This window comes from Hydrogenophaga soli (genome assembly GCF_054777695.1).
Genome location: NZ_BAAHAK010000003.1, coordinates 194,680 through 218,941, shown reverse-complemented (window position 1 = coordinate 218,941; position 24,262 = coordinate 194,680). Strand labels below are relative to the sequence as shown.

18 protein-coding genes are annotated in these 24,262 nt (G+C 63.8%); 14 read left to right on the top strand and 4 right to left on the bottom strand.

The window, feature by feature from the left end:
* Window positions 1-8: 8 nt before the first annotated feature.
* Entirely contained in the window at window positions 9-1,040 is a 1,032-nt protein-coding gene (locus tag ACYVB7_RS06855) for a stress response kinase A (RefSeq protein WP_460505956.1), read from the bottom strand.
* Between the two features lie 62 nt (window positions 1,041-1,102).
* Here ACYVB7_RS06855 and ACYVB7_RS06850 point away from each other — a divergent pair, with 62 nt between their 5' ends.
* From ACYVB7_RS06850 to ACYVB7_RS06840, 3 genes are read left to right on the top strand one after another with little or no spacing between them, the layout of a single operon-like run.
* Window positions 1,103-1,978 (top strand): class I SAM-dependent methyltransferase, encoded by an 876-nt coding sequence (locus ACYVB7_RS06850; protein ID WP_460505955.1) that lies wholly within the window; start codon window positions 1,103-1,105, stop codon window positions 1,976-1,978.
* A gap of 21 nt (window positions 1,979-1,999) precedes the next feature.
* Window positions 2,000-3,205 (top strand): cation:proton antiporter, encoded by a 1,206-nt coding sequence (locus ACYVB7_RS06845; RefSeq protein ID WP_460505954.1) that lies wholly within the window; start codon window positions 2,000-2,002, stop codon window positions 3,203-3,205.
* Between the two features lie 24 nt (window positions 3,206-3,229).
* The gene (locus ACYVB7_RS06840) at window positions 3,230-4,348 is read left to right on the top strand and encodes a glutamate--cysteine ligase 2 (RefSeq protein WP_460505953.1); all 1,119 of its coding nucleotides are present in this window, start codon (window positions 3,230-3,232) and stop codon (window positions 4,346-4,348) included.
* Window positions 4,349-4,481: 133 nt separating this feature from the next.
* On the opposite strand, the gene ACYVB7_RS06835 is transcribed toward ACYVB7_RS06840, so the two are convergent.
* Window positions 4,482-5,459: a porin gene (locus tag ACYVB7_RS06835; RefSeq protein ID WP_460505952.1), complete on the bottom strand. Its 978-nt coding sequence runs from the start codon at window positions 5,457-5,459 to the stop codon at window positions 4,482-4,484.
* A gap of 356 nt (window positions 5,460-5,815) precedes the next feature.
* On the opposite strand from ACYVB7_RS06835, the gene ACYVB7_RS06830 reads away from it, so the two are divergent.
* From ACYVB7_RS06830 to ACYVB7_RS06790, 9 genes are all read left to right on the top strand, one after another.
* Entirely contained in the window at window positions 5,816-10,078 is a 4,263-nt protein-coding gene (locus tag ACYVB7_RS06830) for a coiled-coil domain-containing protein (RefSeq protein ID WP_460505951.1), read from the top strand.
* A 140-nt stretch (window positions 10,079-10,218) separates the two neighbouring features.
* Window positions 10,219-10,899, top strand: coding sequence for a response regulator transcription factor (locus tag ACYVB7_RS06825; protein ID WP_460505949.1), 681 nt, complete (start codon window positions 10,219-10,221; stop codon window positions 10,897-10,899).
* Window position 10,900: 1 nt separating this feature from the next.
* A complete protein-coding gene (locus tag ACYVB7_RS06820) occupies window positions 10,901-12,343 on the top strand; it encodes a sensor histidine kinase (RefSeq protein WP_460505948.1) in 1,443 nt (480 codons plus the stop codon).
* 47 nt (window positions 12,344-12,390) lie between these two features.
* Window positions 12,391-13,473, top strand: coding sequence for an ABC transporter ATP-binding protein (locus ACYVB7_RS06815; RefSeq protein ID WP_460506265.1), 1,083 nt, complete (start codon window positions 12,391-12,393; stop codon window positions 13,471-13,473).
* Between the two features lie 43 nt (window positions 13,474-13,516).
* Window positions 13,517-14,533, top strand: a complete 1,017-nt coding sequence (locus tag ACYVB7_RS06810) for an ABC transporter substrate-binding protein (RefSeq protein WP_460505947.1) — start codon at window positions 13,517-13,519, stop codon at window positions 14,531-14,533.
* A gap of 85 nt (window positions 14,534-14,618) precedes the next feature.
* Complete coding sequence (locus ACYVB7_RS06805) at window positions 14,619-16,820, top strand: ABC transporter permease (protein ID WP_460505946.1); 2,202 nt, start codon at window positions 14,619-14,621, stop codon at window positions 16,818-16,820.
* Between the two features lie 36 nt (window positions 16,821-16,856).
* On the top strand, window positions 16,857-17,903 hold the full coding sequence (locus ACYVB7_RS06800) for an ABC transporter ATP-binding protein (protein WP_460505945.1): 1,047 nt from the start codon (window positions 16,857-16,859) through the stop codon (window positions 17,901-17,903).
* A gap of 56 nt (window positions 17,904-17,959) precedes the next feature.
* Window positions 17,960-19,570 (top strand): methyl-accepting chemotaxis protein, encoded by a 1,611-nt coding sequence (locus ACYVB7_RS06795; RefSeq protein WP_460505944.1) that lies wholly within the window; start codon window positions 17,960-17,962, stop codon window positions 19,568-19,570.
* Entirely contained in the window at window positions 19,567-20,301 is a 735-nt protein-coding gene (locus tag ACYVB7_RS06790; RefSeq protein ID WP_460505943.1) for an HAD family hydrolase, read from the top strand. The genes ACYVB7_RS06795 and ACYVB7_RS06790 overlap by 4 nt, the downstream gene beginning before the upstream one ends.
* Before the next feature lie 86 nt (window positions 20,302-20,387).
* Here the strand turns inward: ACYVB7_RS06790 and ACYVB7_RS06785 are convergent, their stop codons facing one another.
* Window positions 20,388-21,221, bottom strand: coding sequence for an ABC transporter permease (locus ACYVB7_RS06785; protein ID WP_460505942.1), 834 nt, complete (start codon window positions 21,219-21,221; stop codon window positions 20,388-20,390).
* 98 nt (window positions 21,222-21,319) lie between these two features.
* On the opposite strand from ACYVB7_RS06785, the gene purT reads away from it, so the two are divergent.
* Together purT and ACYVB7_RS06775 are read left to right on the top strand one after the other, a co-directional pair.
* On the top strand, window positions 21,320-22,546 hold the full coding sequence (gene purT, locus ACYVB7_RS06780; protein WP_460505941.1) for a formate-dependent phosphoribosylglycinamide formyltransferase: 1,227 nt from the start codon (window positions 21,320-21,322) through the stop codon (window positions 22,544-22,546).
* Window positions 22,547-22,574: 28 nt separating this feature from the next.
* Window positions 22,575-23,249 (top strand): dihydrodipicolinate reductase, encoded by a 675-nt coding sequence (locus ACYVB7_RS06775; RefSeq protein ID WP_460505940.1) that lies wholly within the window; start codon window positions 22,575-22,577, stop codon window positions 23,247-23,249.
* A gap of 6 nt (window positions 23,250-23,255) precedes the next feature.
* Here the strand turns inward: ACYVB7_RS06775 and ACYVB7_RS06770 are convergent, their stop codons facing one another.
* The gene (locus ACYVB7_RS06770) at window positions 23,256-24,206 is read right to left on the bottom strand and encodes an ATP-binding cassette domain-containing protein (protein ID WP_460505939.1); all 951 of its coding nucleotides are present in this window, start codon (window positions 24,204-24,206) and stop codon (window positions 23,256-23,258) included.
* Window positions 24,207-24,262: the final 56 nt, after the last annotated feature.

Genomic DNA, 24,262 nt, shown 5'->3' with positions numbered 1-24,262 from the left:
GCAGTGGCTCACACTTGCAGCGGGGGCTCCTGCATGGCCTCCATCTGCTCTTCCAACTGGTGGATCTGCCCAGCCCAGTAGGTGCTGGAGCCGAACCACGGGAAGTTGACCGGGAAGATGGGGTCCTGCCAGCGGCTGGCCAGCCAGGCGCTGTAGTGGATCTGCCGCAGGGTGCGCAGCGGTTCGATCAGGCGCAGCTCGTGGCGGTCAAACGCATGGAATTGCTCGTAGCCGTCCAGCAGGGCGGACAGGCCCAGGGTCTGTTCGCGGCGGTCGCCGCCGGGCAGCAGCATCCACAGGTCCTGAACGGCGGGGCCGGTGCGGGCGTCGTCCAGGTCCACAAAGTGCGGGCCTCCGCCGGGCAGGTCGGTGGGCGTCCACAACACGTTGCCCGGGTGGCAGTCGCCATGCAACCGCAAGGTGGTCAGGGAGGCGGATGGGGCACCCAGCTCGGGGGCCACGCGGTTCAACACCGCCAAGGCCTGGCCCAGCGTGTCTTCCCAACGGCTGCGGATGTCCAGTGGAACGGCTTCATGCCGGGCCAGCCACTGGCTGGGTTGGTCGGCCAAGGTCTGGCGGGTGAGGGCCGGGCGGTGCTGGAACGGCTGGCGCTGTCCCACCGCGTGGATGCGGCCCACAAACCGACCCACCCACTCCAGCACGTCCAGGTCGTCCAGTTCGGGACGGCGCCCACCCCGGCGTGGGCTCACCGAAAACAAAAAATCCTGATGGCGGTGCAAGGTTCGCCCATTCAAGGTCAGCGGGGGGACCACGGGCACTTCGTCAACCACCAGCTCCAAGGCAAAGGCGTGTTCTTCCAGGATCTGGGCCTCGGTCCACCGTTGGGGGCGGTAGAACTTCAGCACCACCGCGCTGTGCCCCTCCACGGGCTCGTCCAGGTGGGCCAGGTACACGCGGTTTTCGAAGGAGTTGAGGGCGGTCAGGCGACCGTCGCCCCACAGGCCCACGGCGGTCAGCGCGTCCAGCACGGTGTCGGGGGTGAGGGTTTCGAAAGGGTGCGGTGCAGGGGAGGCGGTCATGGCCCCATTGTGCGCTGGGCCGCTTCCGGTGCTGTCGGTGGCCCTGCCACTATGATCCCCGCATGAAATCCCGTGCCAAGCCCTCGCGCCCGCCGTCGTCCGAGGCCGTGCCTTCCGTGTCTCAGCAGCTGGACCTGCGCCCCGGCCAGTCGGTCGAGTTGCTCCAGGAGTTGCACATCCTCACCCGCGAAGGGCGCATCAACCAGGACAGCCGCCGCAAGCTCAAGCAGGTGAACCACCTGCTGCAGTTCATCGAGCCGCTGTTGCAGCAGGTGCTGGACGAGCGGGGTGATGTGTCGCTGGCCGACCATGGGGCGGGCAAGTCTTACCTGGGGTTCATGCTGTACGACCTGTTCTTCAGGCCCCGAAGCGTGGGGCAGGTGTATGGCATTGAAACCCGAGCCGAGTTGGTGCAGCGTTCGCGCGATCTGGCGGCCCGCCTGGGGTTTGAGCGCATGCATTTCCTGCCGCTGACGGTGCAGGCCTCCATGACCAGCGCCGAGCTGCCCGCCACCATCGACGTGGTGACGGCCTTGCACGCGTGCGACACGGCCACCGACGACGCCATTGCCTTTGGGCTGGCCAAGCAGGCCCGCCATTTGGTGCTGGTGCCGTGTTGCCAGGCCGAGGTGGCCGGGGTGCTGCGCAAGCACAAGGCGCTGAGCCTGTCGCGCACGCCCTTGAGCGAAATCTGGCGTCACCCGCTGCACACGCGCGAGTTTGGCAGCCAGATCACCAACGTGCTGCGCTGCTTGCAATTGGAAGCCCATGGCTACCAGGTGACGGTGACCGAGCTGGTGGGTTGGGAGCACTCGATGAAGAACGAACTCATCCTGGCGTCCAAGGTGGGGCGTGGCAAGCAAAGTGCCCGCGAGCGGCTGGCTCAGGTGCTGGACGAGCTGAACCTGGGGGAACTGAGGCAGCGTTTCGCCGTCTGACCCCTTTTCCGCCTCAAGTCCATGTCCTTGCCCGCCGACATTTCGTTCCTGCTCCAGACCATTGCCTGGCCCCTGGTGCTGCTGATCGCCTGGTTGCTGGCCGACAGCCTGCATTCGCGTTGGGCCATTCCCCGCGTGACCAGTTATGTGGCCATTGGCATGCTGGCCGGTGCGGTCAACCTGCCGGGGCTGACCGACGACATCACCGGCCTGCCTTTTGTGGCCAATGTGGCCTTGTCCCTGGTGCTGTTTGAGTTGGGCTACCGCATCAACCTGCGCTGGTTCCGGGCCAACCCCTGGGTGCTGGTGGCGGGGGTGGTGGAGTCGCTGCTGACCTTTGGCGCGGTGTACTGGGTGGCGGGTTGGCTGGACCCGGACATGCGACTGCATGTGCACCTGGCGGTGGCGGCCCTGGCCATGGCCAGTTCGCCCGCTGGCATCTTGCGGGTGGTGCACGAGTTGCGCAGTGCCGGGCAGGTGACCGAGCGGGTCATGCACCTCACGGCCATCAACTGCCTGCTGTCGGTGCTGGCGCTCAAGCTGGTGATGGGGTCGCGCACCCTGCGCGTGTCGGGCGATTGGATGCAGGCGGTGTTTGGCAGCATCCATGTGCTGGGCACCTCGCTGGCCGTGGGCATGCTGCTGGGCTTTGTGGTGCCCAAGCTGCTCAAGGGGCGGTTGACCACCTCGCCCGACGGGGCCACGGTGGTGTTTGCGCTGTCGGTGTTGTTGCTGTCCACGGCGGCTTACGGGCTCAAGCTGTCGCCGCTGCTGGCGGCCCTGACCTTTGGTGTGGTGGCCCGTGAGCGGCGGGTGCACCTGACCAATGCCCAGCGCAACTTCGGCACCCTGGGGGACTTGCTGGGCGTGTTCCTGTTTGTGTACGTGGCCTCGGTGCTGGAATGGCGCGATGTGTTTTCGGGCATGCAGCTGGGGCTGGTGCTGGTGGTGGTGCGACTGGCGTGCAAGGTATTGGTCAATGTGGCCACGGCGCAGGTCAGCGGCATCACCCCGCGCAAGGGGCTGATGACCGGGCTGGCGCTGGCCCCCATGTCGGCCTTTGTGGTGCTGCTGGTGGGCCAGACGGGGGCTGTGGGTTTTGACCTGGCGGAGCAAACCCTGTCTGCCATCACCGGCATGGTGTTGGTGCTGGAACTGCTGGGGCCCCTGGTCACGCAACGGGCGTTGATGGCGGCCAACGAGGCCCATGTGTCCCAGGAAAGCTGATCGAACGTCGGAACGCCACACGCCATGTCCTTGGAAACCTTCAAATCGTCCGAGTCGCTCACGCTGGGGGTGGAGCTGGAGCTGCAGCTGCTCAATACCTACGATTTCGACCTGTCCAGCACCGCCGACGACCTGCTGGAGCTGCTGGGCCGCGCGCCGTTCCCGGGCGTGGTCACGCCCGAGATGACGCAGAGCATGATCGAGGTGGCCACTGGCATCCACACCCGCCATGGCCCCCTGCTGGCGCAGTTGCAGGCCATCCGCGACACCCTGGTGCAAGGGTGTGACCGCCTCAACATCGAGATTGCGGGGGGCGGCACCCACCCGTTCCAGCGCTGGTTCGAGCAGCGCATTTTTGCCCGGCCACGGTTTCAGCAGCTGTCGGGCCTGTACGGCTACCTGGCCAAGCAGTTCACGGTGTTCGGGCAGCATGTGCACGTGGGCTGTGCCAGCCCGGACGAAGCGCTGTTCCTGCTGCATTCGCTCAACCGCTACGTGCCGCATTTCATTGCGCTGTCGGCCTCGTCGCCGTTTTTCCAGGGGGTGGACACGTTGTTCGACTCCGCCCGGCTGAACTCGGTGTTTGCCTTCCCACTCAGTGGTCGGGCACCGTTCACCCTGAGTTGGGATGAGTTTTCCGAGGTGTACTTCACCAAGATGGAGTCCACCGGCGTGGTCAAGTCCATGAAGGACTTTTACTGGGACATTCGCCCCAAGCCCGAGTACGGCACCATCGAACTGCGGGTGTGCGACACCCCGCTGACCGTGGAGCGCGCCGCCGGGTTGGCCTGCTACCTGCAGGCGCTGTGCCGCCACCTGCTGGAACGCACCGAACCCATGCCCGAGGAAGACGACTACCTCGTCTACACCTACAACCGCTTCCAGGCCTGCCGCTTCGGGTTGGACGGCATGATGGTCAACCCCAAGACGCGCGAGCAGATCAGCATCCGCGAAGACATCCTGGCCACGCTGCGGGTGCTGCAACCCCATGCGCTGGCGCTGGATTCGCTGGCCGCACTGGATGAGATTGAACGCACCGCCGGTCACGAGGGCAACCACGCCACCTGGCTGCGCCAGCGCTTTGCCGAGCACGGCAGCGTGCAGGGCGTGGTGCGCTCGGCGGCGGACCTGTTGCGGGTGTGACAGCGATTTGAAAAAGAGGTCACGAGAGAACATCTCGTGACCTTGAATGTCACACCAGTGAAGCGATTTTCACTGGCGCAACCTTGGAAACTCAAGGCGCCAAAGCGGTGCTTTGGCTATCACTGGGAGGCGGTCAAAAATCGTGCCGAACCCCCATTGCGTACAGCTGAGTGTCGGTGGATTTGACGCCCGCACCCGTCTTGATGTTGTGGCTGCGGTAGGCGGCGTAAAGGGTGGTCCTTTTGGACAAGGAGTAGGTCGCACCGAAGGCATATCCGTTGGCTTTGGCCGTGGTTGCGTTGGCGATGGTGGTCTTGCCGCTTGCGATTCCGGCAGAAAAGTTCCACGCACCCATGGGCATGTTGACGCCCAGTGTCAATTCGTTGTCATGCCCACTGGCTGCATTGCCATTGCGGTGGTTGTAGCCGCCTGACACTGCGACGGCACCCAGGTCATATGCACCCGAAAGCATGGTGTAAGACGATTTGCCCTTTTCGTCTTGGTAACCCAGGCTGATGTGCCGTGGACCCGCTTTGTAGCCCAGTGCCAGGGCGACCATCTTGTTTCCCTTGCCGGTGGTTTGTTCGAAGGCATAAGAGGCGTTGGCGTAGAACCCATTGATCAGAGGGCTTTCGTATCTGATTTGGCTGTTGAACCGATTGCCATAGTCCGACCCTGACCCGAATACGCCGTTGGCGTTGGGTGTGAACGCCGAATCCCAGAGGCTGTGCATCTGCGACACACCGCGCACGTCGTCATACACCGTGGTCATCCGCCCCGCCACAATTTTGCCGAAGCTTCCCGCGAAGCCGACGGAACTCTCGCCCTTGAACGAAGGGGACTGAGCTGCACCGGTGTCACTGTCCAGGCGCTGTTCCAACTTGAAAACGGCTTTCAGACCTCCACCCAGGTCTTCGCTCCCTCGAATGCCCCAGCGCGAGGTGGTCAATCCACCGACGCCACCATGAAACATCTTGGATTGGGTGCCTTTCCCCAGCTCCTTGATCCCGCCAATCGAGGTGTCAATGCGGCCATAAAGCGTATAGGACGACTGGGCAAAGGCCCCTGTGGTGAGCACCAATGCGGTGAGTGCAAGCAGTTTCTTCTTCATGGGGCTTCCATAAATATGAGGAGAGGTGTCATGCCCAGGACGGGCACACGGTCGGCGAGAAGAGTCTCGCTCCGGCAATCCTCCAACCTGGCTTGTGTGCCGGTAAGCGGACGATCACGGTGCTTTCGTGAAAGCAACTTGAAAGTGCTGGATGGGGCAGGTCACAGCCAGTCGCCTGGCTTTGGCGCCGTCCGCGCGGTTGGCTCAGGTGTTGGAAAACCGGGACCCGATTCGAGACCGGTTTTCCAACCGATTGGAATGCGGCCTTTCGGTTCGCGGTGAAAGACTTCGCTGTTGACACGGTGCTGCCAACCTAGCCTCCTAATGTCCGTTCACAGATCCAGGAGACGTAGGAAATGGCATTTGGAATCAGACGCAATGGCCGTCAGGCGACCCAGGATGCATCCCTCAACGGTGGACTGCCGGACGACACGCTCATGCGCAAGGGCGGAAATCGCATCACCCAGTCCAAGGTCGCCTTCGCACTGGGCTCCAATGTGCTGACGCAACGCGCGTCGGAGCGGACATCCAAGACAGATGGCGACGAAGCGAAGATCCAGCAGGACTGGCGTAACTACGATCTGCCCCCGCGCAATCTGGCGGCACTCAGTCGCACGAACCTCACGGCCACCGAGCAGCGCATGCAGGCGCGGCATGACCGTTCCGGCCATGCCGCGCAGATTTCCGGTGGTGTGATCGCCCACCAGGCGCTGGCGCAATTCGAGGCCCTGCAGGATGCGCTGTCCAGGGCTCAGGAACGGCTGCCACAACTTGAAGATGCAGCGCAGATGCAGGCGTTACTGCAAACACATTGGTCTGGGGTGGCGCAGAAGATGAACACGGAGTTGCAGCAACTCCGTGCAAGTTTGGGCATGACGTCCGCAGAAGCGCAAGGCCGGGTGGCGCAGATGCAGCAGACGTTGCAGACCCTGGAGCAGAAGTTGCAGGGCATCAGTCCCAAGTCGCTGGAGTTTTTTTTGATCCAGGAGCAGCGCGACAAGCAGGTGGAGTCCCTGGCAAGGTTGCAGGCCGACGCGGATCGCCTGACCGCTGCCACGACCCTGGCCGAGCGCGCTGACGCCCATTTGAAGGAGGCCACGGACAGCTTGTCGGCCATTCGCGAGGAGTTGCCTGCCGCAAGCAAGGCCATCCGCGATCTGGGGCGGCAGCTGGAGTCTTCTCGGACCAGCTATGACAAGGCGCGCAGCACCACCATTCGAGACAGCTTGCAGCAGTTTTTCGAAGCTTATTCCGACATTCGTGAGCAAGAGGCGGACCGGGGGCGGTCCACAGCCATGCAGCGCGTGCTGGGAGAGTTGGCGGCCAAACTGGACCTGCCCGCACGAATTCTGGACGGTCGAACGGCACTGGAGCGAGCCGAGCTGCTGACCCAACGCATCGAGGGGCAGCATTTGGCCCGGCTGGGCCAAGTGAGCGAAATTTTGGAGGCGGTCGTGCTGGGACAGGGCGCCCAATCGTCACAGACCGCTGAATCTGTTGCCGCCTTCGGGGAGGCGGTGCGCATCCACGCGAAGGTGCTCAAGGCCGACAACGCTCCGCATCGCGCAGAGATTGCCGATGCGCTGCTCGGCCAGCCGGTGCGTCAGCTCACCGCCGGGCGCACGAGCCAGTTGCCGGACATGCCCAGTCCGGCCGAGGCAACCGCCTGGCAGAAAGACGCTGACACGTTGCGGGCGCTGGCGCAGGACTACGGCAAGTTGATCGACAGCTTGAAAAAACAGATGACGCCCATTGAGCAGCGTGCAGATGCCGCGGCCCGACGCGCCATGTCCGAACTCGTCCAGCACCTGCCGCAGCTGGACCGGATCCAGTCCGCCGAGCTGCGCAACGCCACGACGCAGGTGTTGCAGACGGTGGCGGATCAGCTGCTGGCCACTTCGGTTGGTACGCTGCGCAAGGACGCGCCGTTGGTGCCAATGCAGCTGATGCACATCGTGGGGATTGCGAACACCGTGACCGATGGCGATCCGCAGCGCAATCTGGAATTGTTCACGGCGCTGGCCGAAGGTTCGATCCGCGACACCATGCGTGCGCACATCCGGCCCGGTGAGAGGCCGCTGACTCGACTGCAACGCGATCTGGCTCAGGCCTATCAGGTCGCAGCCCATCAGGTGCCGGAGGCGGTCACGTCCCTGCTCGCGGCCAGTCCCCAGCACGCCGGTTCCGGCAAGGTCGATTGGCGAGACGTGCAGTCCTTTTGGCGTTGTGACCGGGAAATCGACCGGCTGGGCGACAGTCCGCGCGAGCAGGCTCACCAGCAGCGGCTCGACCATGCCATGCGGGGCCTGAGCGCCGAGGTGGCCGACGGCCGCCGCCCCGAACCCGGAACGCCTGAGCGGCGCTGGGCGGCGATGGTCAAAAGCGCGGTCTGGCGGTTGGAGACTTTCGAGGCCGTCAATGCGTCGATCGAGCAGCTTGCGCAGGCTGGGTTGCAAATCAGTCCGACTGAGGTCGGTATCGTGCACGGCATGTTCGAGCAGAAGGGGCGTGGCAACCCGGCAGATGCCGCCCGGCGCACGTTGGACGCCACGCGCACCCAAATCGCAGACGCTGCCAGGACCTTGTTTGATCGGGAGCAGGCCAGCCCAGAGCAGCGCGCCACTGCGGCCGTCGTGATGGCCTTGGAGAAGCAAATTTCGGCGCATCGGGGCAGCGAAGGGCTGTTGAGCAAGGCGAGACGGCACCTGACCGGAGGCACCGCCAGTTACAACTCGGGCGCCCAGCCCTGGACCCAGCCGATGGGCTGGCGCGAGAAGGATCGCATCCTTCAGGCTGCCTCCGCAGAACTGGAGCGTGCACACCTGAGTCCGGCGCTGCTGCGTTCGCTGGGGCCAGCGGTTCAGGCGATGCTGGACGGGGACAATCAACATCCGTTGGAGCACATGCTTGCTCTGGCTGCTGAAGGTCTGAGGTCCGTGGTGGGCGGGCGTGACCTGACGCTACCGGACGCAGCCCGACTCGACGAGCTCTCGGATCGCCTGTCGCTGGCCCGCGGCACGCAGACGGGGAACCTGGCGGATGCACGCAAGTTCCTGCATGACGCGATTGACCGTACCGAGCTGGGTGATCGCATGGACATGGTGATTGGTCGCACCGACAAGCTCAGTGTGCCCATTCGCACGCAGCCGCTGCCGCATGCGCTCAATGTCACGGTCACGCCCAGCATGCAGGCGGCCAGTGGTGCCATCGTCAACGTGCAGGCCAACAACGATTGTGTGCAGCTGACGCTCGGATCCACCCGCGAAGTGGCGGGCAACCTTGCTGTAGCGGCCAGCTCCGGTTTTGACGTGGGTCACCCCTTTGGTCACGAATGGCAGACCACGGATGCGGCCACGGGCCAGTTCCGGACGCACCATTCCAACAAGCTCAAAATGGCTGGCCCCGGGCTGGGGGGCAAGGGCGAGTACAAGCATCGGCACGACCCTGCCACGGTGTTGAAGTGTTCGATCGAACCCGAAAACGGGTTGCGAGACCTGGCGGACGCTCGGGGGCGACTCAAGCAGGCGATAGACCTGAGCCTGACCTGGCGTTCGCTCACCGACAGCGCCGGTCGTGGCTTTGAGAGCCCCTTGGAAGCTTTGTGCGACAAGATGGATCTGCCCCCGACGATCGACCAGGAGGCCCGAACCTATACGTCCGTCGGTGGAGAGGCTGCGCTGAACGTGGGTGCGCAGCTGGAGATTGGCGATCGACTGAAGCTCGGCCTGGGTGTTGTGGGGCGCTTTGGCATGCAGCGCGATGTCATGCGTGCCGAGAACCAGCAGGGCGCCGAGGAAAAGTACGTCACCCACAAGAAGTCACTGCGCGTGGAGGGCATGGCCAACATCGTGGCACCGCGCACGACGGACAAGGCTGCTGGGGTGCCGCTGAGTTTCGGACCTTCCGGTGCCGTGGCTTTCAACATGGGGGGAGAGGAGGTCAAGTTCAAGTTCCCCGTGGGAACCGACAGGTACCGTGCCTACAAGCTCGAATATGGACTCTTCGGTCGCGACATGAAGGCCGCCCAGGACCTGGTGTTCTCCACACTCCCCCAGGTGGCCAAGCGGGTGGAAGATGTGTGCAAAGGCCTGAAGTTGGATCCCGAGCTGACTGCGTTGGTCGAGGCCGAGGTCATCATGAACTTTGCCCGTCGTCTGCGCGAGCACAAGACCGATCGTTTCTCCACGAAGGCCGAATCCAGCATGCAGTGGGCGCATCGCGGGCTCGATGCAGGCATTGCCTCGGCCCGAGCTTCCGGTGACGCCGCAATGACCGAACAGCTCACTTTGCTGCGTGATGCAGTGACGGCCAAGGACCGCGATCAGGCAGTGAAATACTTTGTGGCGGCTGGCGAATACGCTGTCAAACGCACCACCATGGCGGGACACCGCTTCGAGGCCAAGTCGATGAAGGAGGATCCGATCCCGGACACCCGTTCCGCGACGCTTCGTCCAACGGAGCAGCGGCTGAAGGACGAGCGTGCCAAGGAACAGGCCCTTGCGGACTGGCAGCAACGGGTGGTGGCAACGTCGCTGGCGTCGGTCCGAGCGACGTCGGCCGGGATCGCGGGTGAAACGACGACCCGCCGGACGCCATCGCCCGACCGGTCAGGCGCTTGAGTCGCCACTGAAATCGCGGGATCTTTCAACTTCCTTTCAATTGGCGTGCGTGAATCACTCGATGCCTTCTGTGCTCAACAGGCGCAACATCTGCCCTCATGATTCAGGCGTTGGCTTGGGTAACTCTGGAGAGAACCGGAATGAATCTGCTGCTGGTGGAAGACGATCTCGACTTGTGTGATGCGCTCAGTCGCGTGTTGTCATCCCGTGGATTCCAGATGGTTTGCTGCTCTTCGGGTTTGGAGGGGCTGGCACTTGCGCGGCGCCGGGAGTTTGATGCGTTCATCCTTGATTTGAGTTTGCCCGGTGTGGATGGCCTGGATGTCCTCCAGCGCCTGCGCGATGGCGGCAGCCAGGTGCCGGTGCTGGTGGTGACGGCGAGAAGTGCGGTGGGCGAAAAAGTCATCGGTCTGGAGGCCGGTGCGGACGACTACCTCAGCAAGCCTTTTGACGTGGAGGAACTGGTCGCCAGGGTCAAGGCGCTGATCCGCCGCCGCCATGGGGATGAAGGATTGCGTTGTGGCAACCTGAGTCTCGAAGAGGCGAGCGGTGTGTTCTACAACGGCATGCGCCCGCTGGAACTGTCGCCGCGCGAGGCCGCCTTGCTGAAGGCCTTGATGCGGCGCAAAGGGTTGGCTGTATCGAAAGAATCCTTGCACCGGTCGGTGTTCGGGCCAGAGGCGGCCGAGGCCCCTGATGCCATTGAAGTGTTGGTGCATCGCCTCAGGAAGCGGCTGAACAACGCTGCGGTGGAGTTGGTCACCCTTCGTGGCCTGGGTTACCTGTTGGTTGATCAGCTGGCGATGGAGAAGGACGCCTGAGATGGCCCTTTGGCAGCAGCTCCGGTTTCACTGGAATCGCCGCTCCGTTCAGCGAGTGGCGGCGCTGCTGTCCGTGGTGGGTTGTGTCCTCTTGTTTTCGCTGGATGCCTGGGTGTCCTACACCCATGAGTCCGCTGAAATCCAGGCGTTGCAGGACCGTGCGCTGGTGCGTGAAACAAAGCTGCTGGCCGCCGCGTTGAGTCTGGGTTTGGCCATGCCAGATCGGACCGTGGCGGCGGTGCCAGGGGCGTCGGAGCCGTTTGTCTACCGGCTGTCGCGTTCAGATGGCACCTGGGTCTCGGGCAACCCGGACATTGCCTTTCTGGGTTTGGAGGACGTTCAATCTTCCGAGGAACCCAATCTTTACCAGGGCACTTTCCGCGGTGATCGGGTCAGGACGGCGTGGCTGCGAGTGGAGGGGGCGGACCCCGGCCTGCAGGGGGCTTCTTACGTGCTGCAGGTGGTTGAACCTTCGCCTGCGCGGGTCTATGCGCAGGGTTCTGCGTTGGCGCGGGCCATGTTGAACATGGTGGTCCGGACCCTGTTGACCTTGATGCTGATGGGGTTCATTTTGTGGCTGACGCTGCGCCCTCTGAAGGCTTTGCAGGATGAGGTGGTGGAAGGGGGCTTTCAGGGTGAATCACGCCTCTCCGAGGCTCGTCCCGTGGAGTTGTTGCCACTGGTGCGGGCGCTGAATGAGCTGATCGACACGCAGCAGCAGGCCGCTGAGCGAGAACACAAATTCTTGGCGGATGCCTCACATCAGTTGCGCACCCCGTTGGCCGTGATGCGGACCCAACTCCAAGGCCTTTCTGCGGGGCAGTTGGAACTGGGTGACACGCTTCCGAAGATGCTGAGGACCGTTGACCGTGCCACCAGCTTGGCCAATCAATTGCTCTCGTTGGAAAAAGTCCGCCAGTTGGTGCGGCAATCGGATTGGGTTCCCGTCGATCTCAGTGGTGTCGCCAGCGACATGGCCTTGGAAATGGCGCCTTTGATGGTGCGCAAGAGGCTGGATTTTTCATTGGATGCCGTTCCGGTGGTGGTGTTGTCGGACAGTTGGATGCTGGGGGAGTTGGTTCGCAACCTGTTGGCCAACGCCATTCACCATTCACAAAACCATGCCTCGATCGGCATTGCCATTCGCCAGCTTCAGGGCGAAGCCGAACTCATCGTCTGGGATCACGCGGGGGGGGTGAGTGAGTCTGTGCAAGCCCGCCTGTTTGAACCCTTTGCCGCAGCAGCCGGGGGAACCGGCATTGGACTGGGCTTGGCCATTTGTCGGGAAATTGCCGAGTCCATGTCGGCATCGGTTGACTTGTTCAATCGTCAGAAAGACGGGGTCGTCATTGGCTGCGACGCCGTGGTTCGCTGGCCAGCGGCACTTGTACAGGGGAGTGTCGGTCAACAGCCCCCCTTGTCGGAGGCCAAGCACCCATGCTGAACTTCGACGGGGCTTGGGGTCAGGCGCGTGGGGCATGCCCGCCAACGTTGGGCGGTGTTTCCATCCATCTGGAGGGTGTCACACGACGGCATGCGGACGGCGCCACGGCTTTGAACAATGTCTCGTTGACGATCCCCGCCGGCAGCCTCACATCGGTGCTGGGCCCATCGGGTTGCGGAAAGTCCACCCTGCTGCGCCTGATCGCAGGCCTGGACGTGCCGGATGAAGGTCACATCTTCATCGATGGTGAGCGTGTGTCCGATCTGGGGCCGGCCCAGCGGCATGTGGGGTTGGTGGTGCAGTCGTATGCCCTTTTCCCGCACCTCAATGTGTTGGAGAACGTGGCTTACGGGCCGCGAATGCGCGGCGAGTCTTCCCAAACCGCACAAGCCCGTGCTCGGGAGGTGTTGGAGAGTGTTGGCCTGGAGGGCATGGAAGATCGGTCCCCGCAGGCCCTGTCGGGTGGGCAGCAGCAAAGGGTTGCGCTGGCCAGGGCGTTGGCACACCGTCCTCGGCTGTTGTTGCTGGACGAGCCGCTGTCCAACCTGGATTCACGCCTTCGGCGGCAAATGCGCGAAAACATCCGGACGTTGCAGCAGCGCTTGGGCCTCACCGTTGTGTATGTCACGCATGACCAAGCCGAGGCCATGGCGGTCAGTGACCATTTGGTGGTGATGCGTGGGGGATGTGTGTTGCAAGCCGATGTCCCTGAGGAAATTTATCTCCATCCCGCAAGTGAAGACGTGGCTGTGTTGATGTCAGACATCACATCACTTCAGGCCCGCGTGGTCGAACGCGGGGTTCTGGAGGTCCACGGACACCGCGTCGGTCATCTTGCCGCTGCAAACCAGGCTCCGGGTGACTGGGTGCGACTGACCGTCAGGCCGGAGGCTTGGCAAATCCAGCCTGCGGGGGGGCGTGGCATTCCGGGGCGGGTGATCAGCCGGGCCTACCAAGGGCGGATCACCGAGTACCAGATTGCGGTCGACTGGGGGCGTGTGCCGGTCACCGTTTGGGGGCCCAACGCACCCCTTCAGCCAGGCTCACCGGTCAGCCTGGCTTTTCGCACCGCGGGTGTCGGCTTCAGCAAGCCTGCACTGCCCAGTGACCCAGCCGGATCAGCGTGCTGAACGGCTTTTCTTAACTTTTTCATTCAACGAGGCAAACATGAACATGAAGAAAGCAATCGTGTCGGTGGCAGCAGTGATGCTGGCGGTGAGCGCCCAGGCGCAGGACAAGGAGTTGAACGTCATTTGCTCCATGCAAGGCGACTGGTGCAACCTGATTCAGACCACGTTCTCCAAGACCAGTGGGATCAAGGTCAACATGACCAACAAAGGCACTGGCGAGGCCTTGGCCCAGATCACGGCTGAACGGGCCAACCCCAAGACCGACATCTGGTTTGGGGGCACCGGTGACCCCCACATGGTGGCCGCAGAACTGGGTTTGAGCCTGGAGTACAAGTCCAACCGTCTTTCCGAATTGCAGCCCTGGGCGCAGAAGCAGGCGGAGCAATCGAAGTTCCGTACCGTGGGCGTGACCCTGGGCCCCTTGGGATTTGCATACAACACCGAGTTGCTGGCCAAGAAGAAATTGCCGGTGCCCAAGACCTGGGCCGATCTGTTGAAGCCTGAATACAAGGGCGAAATTCAGGTGGCGGACCCCCGAGCCAGTGGCACGGCCTACACCATGATCGCCACCCTGGTGCAGCTGATGGGCGAAGACAAGGCCTTCGAATACTTGGCAGGTCTGCACAAAAACGTCAGCACCTACCCCCGCTCGGGCACGGGGCCGTTGAAAGCGGTGGCCCGCGGCGAAGCGACCGTGTCCATCAGTTTCATGCAGGACGTGCCTGGGGAAAAGGCCCAAGGCTTCCCCGTGGATTCGGTGACGCCCACCGACGGCACCGGGGCGGAAATTGGCTCCATGTCGATCGTCAAGGGAGCCCGGAATCTTGAAAGCGCCAAGGCTTTTTACGAGTGGGCTTTGACGCCTTCTGCGCAGCAATTTGGAGTGGCGGCCAAACAATTCCATTTGCCGTCCAACAAGGGAACGGCCACCGATCCGCGCATGCCTGACGTGAAAAAGATCAAGCTCATTGACTACGACTACGCCAAGTTCGGCCAAGCCGCAGTGCGCAAGCAACTGATCCTGAACTGGGAACGCAAGGTGTTCAACCAGCCCAAGTGACCCTCCGGTCGACTGGTTTTCCTTCTGGGCGTCCCGCGTCTGCACGGCGCGGGACGCCCCGGCTCACCCTGTAGGGGCTGATTTGATGCAAACAAAATTCACTGAGCGCACCCAGCGTTCCATTCATGCATGGGTGTTGTTGGGGCTGGTGGCCTACGTGGCGCTGCCTTGGTTTTTCCTTCAGCGTGGCAGCCTGATGTCGGCATGGCCACAGCTGTTCGCCTCTGAGACCGTGGCCAATGGCCTGATGCAGGCGGCCGTTTACGGACGTTCCTGGCTGTGGACTGGGCTGGTGGGTCTGGTCATTGCCGGCATGGGTGCCATGCTGCCGGCAGGTCGTCGGCAAGGGTGGGTGCTGGTGGCAGGGGCGCTGGTCGGCCTGCTGGGTTTGGTTGGCAGCGGCTACCTGATTGGCGTCGCGGGCTGGACACACGACGGACTGAACCGCTTGTTCGGGGCTTTGCCGGTCGGTCAGTTTGGGGTGGGCTGGGGCGGATTTGTCGTCCTGCTCTGTTTGTTCATGCTGCTGGGTGCGGGCTTGGCGCGGTTGGGTTTTTTCCGGCGCGACGTGTTCGTTTCATCGTCGGTGGTGGGGTGTCTGGCACTCCTGGGCTTGTTCGTCGTGTGGCCCGTGTTGAGGTCCCTGGTCTCCGGCTTTGACGACGACGCGGGGGTGTTCTCGGTCCAGGCGTTGGTGGACCGCGTGCTGACCGAGCGGATCTGGGGTGTGGGGTGTCTGTCAGGCCGCGGTTCTTGTGGGGTGGCGTGGAACACGCTGTACCTGGCCCTGCTGACGGCGGCGGGAACCACCTTGTTGGGAACCATGATGGCGTTGCTGGCCGAGCGTGGCAGCCAACGCGTGGCCAAACCCCTCAACGTGCTGGCCATGTTGCCCATCATCACCCCGCCCTTTGTGGTGGGTTTGGGCCTGATTCTGTTGTTTGGCCGTTCCGGCGTGGCCAACCAGTTGCTCGAATGGGCCTTTGACGTGCCGCCAACGCGCTGGTTCTATGGCGTGTTGGGTGTGTGGCTGGCGCAGCTGTTCGCCTTCACACCCATCGCCTTCATGATCATGCGCGGCGTGGTCCAGGGGGTCAGTCCGTCGCTGGAAGAAGCGGCGCAAACCTTGCACGCCTCTCGCATGCGCACCTTCATGTCGGTCACGCTGCCCCTGCTCAAACCTGGCTTGGCCAACGCGTTTTTGGTGGGTTTCATTGAAAGCATGGCCGACTTTGGCAACCCCATCATCTTGGGGGGCGGGTATTCGGTGCTGTCCACCGAAATCTTCTTTGCCATTGTGGGTGCGTCGCTGGACCAGGGCATGGCCGCGGCCTTGGCGCTGGTGCTGACGGTGTTTGCCTTGACGGTGTTTTTTGTTCAGCGCAAGGTGCTGGGGTCCACCAGCTTTACCACCGTGTCTGGCAAGGGTGACGCCGGGGTGCCCATGGCCTTGCCCGCAGGCATCAAACGGATTTGCCAGTGGACCGCATGGCCGTGGCTGGCGTTCACCGCCGTGGTGTATTGCTTTGCCTTTGCCGGGGGCTTTGTGCGCGTGTGGGGGCGTGACTACACCCTGACGCTGGACCACTTCCGCTCGGCGTTTGATGTGCAGTTGGGATCAAACGGGCTGGTTTGGGTGGGTTCGGCCTGGAACTCCCTGTTCAACACCGTGTACCTGGCCGGCGTTTCTGCACCCATCTGTGCCGCTCTGGGGCTGTTGATCGCCTGGCTGCTGGCCCGAACGGAGTTCCGCGGCAAGGCGGCGTTCGAGTTCTCGGCACTGTTGACCTTTGCCATTCCAGGGACCGTGCTGGGGGTCAGCTACATCCTGGCCTTCAACGTGCCGCCTGTGGAGCTGACGGGCACCGGGCTCATCATCGTCCTGTGTTTTGTGTTCAGGAACCTGCCGGTCGGGGTGCGGGCGGGCACCGCATCGTTCAAGCAACTGGACCGTTCCTTGGATGAGGCTTCGGTGATGCTGCGCGCCAGCAGCCTGACCACATTGCGTCGGGTGATTTTGCCGTTGCTCAAGTCGGCACTCGTCACGGCGCTGGTGTACAGCTTTGTGCGCTCCATGACCACGGTGTCCGCGGTCATCTTCCTGGTCACGGCCGAGTACGACTTGGCGACCACTTACATCATCGGTCGAGTGGGCAACGGGGACTACGGCGTCGCCCTGGCCTACTGCACCGCACTCATTGTTCTCATGTCGGCGGTGACCGTGGCGATCCAGCGTCTGGTGGGCGAGCGCAAGCTTGGCCGACGCAGCGTGGGTGCCCATGCCTGATCGGTCGCTTTCACCAACCCTTGCACAGGATTTCACATGACTTCCACAGGCGTCGAATTTCGCAACGTGACCAAACGATACGGCGGTGCCCGATCCGAATTGGTCGTCAAAGGCATCAGCTTTGTCATTCCCAAAGGAACGCTGACCACCATCCTGGGGCCTTCGGGATGTGGCAAGACAACCACCCTGCGCATGATTGCCGGGCTGGAAAGCCCCAGTTCCGGCCAGATCCTCATCGATGGTGCAGATGTGACCATGCTCGGCCCGGCCGAGCGCAATGTGAGCATGGTGTTTCAGAGTTACGCCCTGTTTCCGCACATGTCTGTGCTGGACAACGTGTGTTACGGCCTCAGCGTCAGTGGGGTCAAACCGGAAGACATGCTCGAACGCGCCGCCAAGGCCATGTCTGCCGTGGGGCTGAGCGGCTACAACGACCGGATGCCCAGCCAGCTGTCGGGCGGGCAGCAACAGCGGGTGGCGGTGGCGCGTGCCTTGGTGTTGGAGCCATCGGTGCTGCTGTTTGACGAGCCCTTGTCCAACCTCGATGCCCGGTTGCGTCGCTCCATGCGTGAAGAGATTCGCGGCCTGCAGCAGCGCCTGGGGTTGACGGTGGCCTACGTCACGCACGACCAGAGCGAGGCCTTGGCCGTCAGCGATCAGATCATCGTCATGGACCATGGCGTCATTGCCCAGGCCGGCACCCCCTCCGATCTGTATGACCGTCCGTGCAGCGAGTTTGTGGCGGGCTTCATGGGCGAGGCCATGCTGTTCAACGCAGAAGCCTTGCCCGATGGCCATGTGTTGGTGGGTCCCTTGCGCCTGAAGCCCCTGCACCCGGTGGCCCCGGGGCGCGTCAAGGCCGCCATCCGACCCGAGGCATGGCGCGTGGGGGGGCCGGGTGGCGAGGGCTTGGCCGGTGTGGTGGCCAAAAAGGCCTACCTGGGCAGCTATTACGAACTGACCGTGGAAACCGGCTTGGGCCCCATCTTTGTGGTGTCGCCCGACATCGAACATGAATGGACGGTGGGCGAGTCCGCAACGCTCACCTTGCCGGACCGGGGCATTTCGGTGGTGCCGGTCTGACCGGACAGCCCCCTGTTTGAAGGCCCGTGTCGAGACGATGAAATGAGGGTGCCGCCATGAAAAAACGCCTTGCGGGTGTGACGTTGTCTGGCCGTCTGATGCTGGGCTTTGGGTGTGTGCTCCTGTTGCTCTGCGCGGTGGCCGGTTTGGGGGTGTTTGCCCTCAAACAATCCACCGCAGACTTGCGGCGGGTGATTCAACTGAACACCACCCGATCAGGGTTGGCCAACGAGCTGGTGAGCAACATGGGGCGCATGGCCACCGAGGTGCGCAACATGGCGTTGTTGACCAGCTTGGACCTGATTGACCAGGCGGGCAACGAACTCAAGCGCCTGGACGCCAGCACCGTGGCGCTGCAAGTGCGCCTGAAAGATGACCTGGCGGCATCGGGAGACGCCGATCCCGAGGCCCTGGCGATCCTGGAGCGCATGGTGAAGGCGAGCCAGACCACCCGTGCCCACATTGCCACTGCGGCCCAGCAAGGCAATGCGGGGGACAACAGCGCAGCGGCGGCCACCCTCAACGATCTGGTGGTGCCGTCCGAGGCCCAATGGCGTTCCCATGTGGCCGCGTTCGTGGCCCAGCTGCAAAAGCATTCGGATGCGCTGACGGAAGACGTGGACCGCAGCCAGCGCAGGGTGACGCTGATGCTGGTCGTGCTGGTGGTGTTGTCGGTGGGGATCGGCCTGGGCATTGCCTGGTCCATCACCCGCAGCGTGGTGCGCCCCGTCGATCAAGCCGTTCACGTGGCCGAAGCCATTGCCCATGGCGACCTGACCCACGACGTGCCCGCGGGTGGTGCCGACGAAATCGGTCGCCTGTTGCAAGCGATTGATGCCATGCAAGGGCAATTGCGCACGCTGGTGGGGCAGATTTCGGTGGCCACCCACAGCATCGATGCCTCCAGCGCCGAAGTGGCCACCGCCACCCAAGACCTCAGTGCCAGAACAGAGTTGGCCTCGCAAAACCTGCAGTCGGCCAGCGCCAGTTTGAACGACTTGGCCCGTGGCGTGGAGTCCACTGTGCAGGCGGCTCACGACGCGCGGGCGCTCGCGTCGTCGGCATCCCAGACGGCCGTTCAAAGCGGTGAGGTGGTGTTGCGTCTGGTCCAGACCATGAACGTCATCAGCGAAAGCTCCAAGCAGATCGCCGACATCGTCGGCGTGATCGATGGCATTGCCTTTCAGACCAATTTGCTTGCCCTCAACGCCGCGGTGGAGGCCGCTCGCGCAGGCCCGCAAGGGCGTGGTTTTGCGGTGGTCGCGGGCGAGGTGCGCAACCTTGCGGGGCGTGCCGCCGGATCGGCCAAGGAAATCAAGGGCCTCATCCACCGAAGCGTCGAACAGGTGCGCGAGGGCTCTGGCCTGGCCACGGAGGCCGGTGGCGTCATCGGCCAACTGGTGCAGTCGGCCCAGGCGGTGTCTCGTCTGGTGGACGAAATGGCCGCAGCCATGGCCGTCCAGGCCCAAGGCATCAACACCGTGGCCAACGTGGTGACGGTCATGGACGACACGGTTCAACAGAATGCCGCCATGGTGGAAGAGAGCGCCGCCGCCTCCACCAGCCTCAAGGATCAATCCAATGCCTTGTCCCAGATGATGGACGCGTTCCGCTTGAACGCCCCCTTGTCGTTGCCCCACACCTCACCGTCGAGAGACCTGACATGAGCACCTTTGCTCCCACAGGAGGTCCCATTCGGGCCTTCATTTTTGACATGGACGGCACCATGGTCGACTCCATGGGCCACCACGCCCTTTCGTGGGCCGAATTCTTGCGTCGCCACGGTCTGCAACTGAACATGGAAGAGGTGATGCGCATGACCACCGGGCGCACCGGCGTGGAGTGCATGCGCCTGTTGCTGTCGTCGCCTGACTTGCCCGAAGCGCAGGCGCGTGCCTTTGTCCACGAGAAAGAAGCCATCTACCGAGAGTCGTTCAGCAACAACTTCACGGAAGTCGAAGGATTCACTCGCTTTTACGAAGAGGCGCTGTCCAACGGCATGCGGGTGGCCGTGGGGACGGCGGGGGACGCCGTCAACGTCGACTTTGTGCTGAGGCGCTTGGCCTTGTCGGCCGCCCCAGGGGCCATTGCGCGTGGCGATGAGGGGCTGGCCGGTAAACCCGAGCCCGACATCTTCTTGGCGGCAGCCGCCCGCCTGAACGTCGACCCCCGCGAGTGTGTGGTGTTTGAAGACGCCCCGCTGGGCATCGAGGCGGCCCGCCGCGCGGGCATGCGTGCCGTGGGGATTTGTTCCAGCCACACGCCGCAGGAGCTGGATGGCCCCCATGTGTTGGCCTGTGTGGACAACTACCATCAAATCGATCGGCGGTGGTTCTGGCCCGCATCCCCTGATGGGTCGACCGTGGTGCACTCGGCAGCGGATCTGTCGCGGGTGTGATGCTATATTTTGTGTAGCTGCTTGCGCTTTATTTAAAAGCGCAAGCAGCTATTTTTCTTGAATTTATGCGAGCGGCTTGGGCTTGCTCACTTGGCAAACCGCTTGCGCGTGAGCGCCAGCGCCACCCAGAACCCCACCACCGCATACGCCGCCAGCACGCCCAGGTGCACCAGCGGGGCGCTGGGCCACTGGTCCAGGAACAGCGGGCGCACCAGCGCCACGGCGTGCGACAGCGGCAGCACCTCGGACAGCCAGCGCACCGCCTGGGGCAGTTGTTCCAGGGGGAAAAACACGCCGCTCAGGAACATCATGGGCGTGAGCCCCAGCGTGAAGTAGAAGGTGAAAAAGTCGTAGCCCTTGGCCAGCGCGTTGAACACCAGCGCCATGCAGGAAAAGGTGATGCCCGTGAGCGCCAGCACCGGCAGGGCCACCAGCAGCTTGGGGCTGTGGCTGATGCCCAGCACCAGCATCACCCCCAGGATGGCCAGCACCGTGAACACGCTCTTGAACGCGGCCCACAGCATTTCGGCCAGCACCACGTCGTCCAGCCGCACGGGGGCGTTCATGATGCCGTCCCAGGTCTTTTGCACATGCATGCGCGAAAAGGCCGAGTACAGCGCCTCGAAGGTGGCAGCGTTCATGGCGCTCATGCAGATGCTGCCGCTGGCCAGGAACAGGATGTAGGGCACCTGTTGCCCGCCCAGCGGCACCTGGCCCACCAGGGCACCCAGCCCGTAGCCAAAGGCCACCAGCCACATCAGCGGTTCGGCAATGTTGCCCACCAGGCTGGGAATGGCCAGCTTCTTCCACACCAGCAGGTTGCGCAGCCACACCGGCCACCAGCGCATGGAGAGTTGGGGCGCACGCCAGACAGACGGCGCAGCAGGGTGGGGCAGGGATGTGGGGTGGGTGTTCGACATGCCCGCATTGTGCGCAAACTGCCGCAACCCTGTGCTTTACAGTGGCGGCCCAGCCCATTTGCGCACTTGTGTCCAACTTTTCACCGGAACCCCTGCCCATGACCACGCTCGGCACCCCCTTGTCTCCCCACGCCACCAAAGTGATGCTGCTCGGCTCCGGCGAGCTGGGCAAGGAGGTGTTGATCGCCTTGCAACGCCTGGGGGTGGAAACCATCGCGGTGGACCGCTACGACCACGCCCCCGGCCAACAGGTGGCGCACCACAGCCGTACCATCACCATGAGCGACCCGGCGCAGCTCAAGGCGCTGATCGAGGCCGAACGCCCCCACCTGGTGGTGCCCGAGATCGAGGCCATTGCCACCCCCATGCTGGAAGAGCTGGAAGCCGCAGGTGGGGTGACCGTGATCCCCACCGCCCGCGCCGCCCGCCTCACCATGGACCGCGAGGGCATCCGCCGCCTGGCCGCCGAGACGCTGGGCCTGCCCACCAGTCCCTATGTGTTCTGCGACTCGCTGGCCGAGCTACAGGCTGCCATCGACGGCAGCGGCGGCCAACCCGGGCAATCCGCCATCGGCTACCCCTGCATCGTCAAGCCGGTGATGAGCAGCAGCGGCAAGGGCCAAAGCAAGATCGACGGTCCAGCCGACGTGGCCAAGGCCTGGGACTACGCCATGGCCGGTGGCCGCGTCAGCCACGGGCGGGTGATCGTCGAGGGCTTCATCGACTTCGACTACGAAATCACCCAGCTCACCGTGCGCGCCCGTGGGGCCAGCGGTGAGGTGGAAACCCACTTCTGCGACCCCATCGGCCATGTGCAGGTCAGCGGCGACTACGTGGAGAGCTGGCAGCCCATGTCCATGCACCCCGTGGCACTGGACAAGGCGCGCCAGATTGCCAAGGCCGTGACCGACAACCTGGGCGGGCAGGGCCTGTTCGGGGTGGAGCTGTTCGTCAAAGGCGAGCAGGTGTGGTTCAGCGAGGTCAGCCCCCGTCCGCACGACACCGGGCTGGTGACGCTGTGCACCCAGCACCAGAGCGAGTTCGAGCTGCACGCCCGCGCCATCCTGGGCCTGCCGGTGGACACCCGCCTGCGCAACCCCGGTGCCAGCGCCGTCATTTACGGCGGTGTGGAGGCGGCGGGCATTGTGTTCGACGGGGTGGACGAGGCCCTGCGCGTGCCCGACACCGACCTGCGCCTGTTCGGCAAACCCGAGAGTTTTGTGAAGCGCCGCATGGGCGTGGCCCTGTCCCGCGCGGCCGACACCGACACCGCCCGCACCCACGCCAAGCTGGCGGCCAGCAAGGTCAAACCCCGCAAGGCCTGACAGAAAAATGCCTGAAGGGGGTGCTGGAATGGATGTGTACATCGCAGGCTCGGGCAAGCTGGCCACCGAGTTGCTGACCGCGTGGCCGCCGTCGTCGCCCACCCGGGTGTTGCCCTGGGCGGGTGATGCGGGCGGCTCACACCGTGCAGTGGTGGTGCATGCCGGGTCGGGGCGGATGCTGCCCGAGCTGAGCGCGTTTTGTGAACGCACCGGCTCCGCGTTGGTGGAGCTGTCCACGGGTTCGGCGCTGGAAGGGTCGGAGCCACGCTTCTCCGTGGTGTTGTGCCCCAACACCAACATCCTGATGCTCAAGTTCATGTGCATGCTGGAGCGGGCCGGGGCCTTGTTCCGGGGGGCGAACATCAGCCTGACCGAATCGCACCAGGCCAGCAAGTCGTCGGTGCCCGGCACGGCAGTGGCCATGGCCCAGTCGCTGGGCGTGCCGGTGGCCGACATCGTGTCGGTGCGCAACCCGGCAGAGCAGACCGAACGCCTGGGGCTGGCCCCGCAGGATTTGGCACGCCACGCGTTTCACCGCATTGACATTTCGGACGGCGCTTGCCAGTTGAGGCTGGAGACGCGCGTGCTGGGCGACACGCCCTACGTGAGCGGGGTGAGCCAGATCGTGCAGGCGGTGCAAAACCAGCCCTTGGAGCCCCGCGTGTACGACGTGATGGCCTTCATCGAGAACGGCTGGCTGTGAGGGCCTTCAGCCGTCTTCGCGGATCTGCCGCCCGGTGAGTTTCAGGAACAGGTCTTCCAGGTTGGCGGGGCGGTGCAGGGTGCGCAAGCCCGGGTGCGCTTGCAAGGCCGCCAGCAGCGGCGCGGCCTGCGCGGTGTAGAAGAACAGGGTCTCGCCGCTCACCTCCACCCGGGCGGCCAGGGCGCACAGGGCGGGGTCGTGTTGCAGGGCCAGGGCGCCCACGCCATACACCTCCACCACATCGGGCTCCAGGTGCTGGGCGATCAGGTCGCGGGGTTTGCCCTCGGCAATGGGGCGGCCATGGTCCAGCACCACCAGGCGGGAGCACAGGCGCTCGGCCTCGTCCATGAAGTGGGTGGTCAGCAAAATGGCCTTGCCCTGTTGCAGCAGTTGTTGCAGACGCTCCCACATCAGGTGGCGGGCCTGAGGGTCCAGGCCGGTGGTGGGCTCGTCCAACAGCAGCAGGTCGGGGTTGTTGACCAGGGCACGTGCCAGGCTGAGGCGGCGCTTCATGCCACCCGACAGTTCGCCCGGCTTGGCGTCGGCCTTGTGGGCCAGGGCCGCAAACTCCAGCAGCGCGGGGATGCGCTGCGCCAACGTGGCCCGGTCCAGCCCGAAGTAGCGGCCATACACCATGAGGTTTTCGGCGCAGGAAAAGTCGGGGTCCAGCGTGTCGAACTGGCTGACCACCCCCAGCCGGGCCTTGATGGCCAGGGCGTCCTGCGGCATGGTCAACCATGGCCCCCCGGACGCGGACTGGAAGCGCACGCGGCCCTGGTCGGGCACGGTCAGCCCCAGGCACATGCGGAAGGTGGTGGTCTTGCCCGCGCCGTTGGGGCCGATGACGCCCAGGCATTCGCCGGGCTGGATGTGGAGGGACACACCGCGCACCACCTCGTTGGGGCCGTAGCGTTTGTGCAGGTCTTCGACAACGAACATGGCGGCGTCTGGGGTCATGGGCAAGGGCGAATTGGATTCGAATATACGGATTGGGGTATGTACCGGGGGTGCGT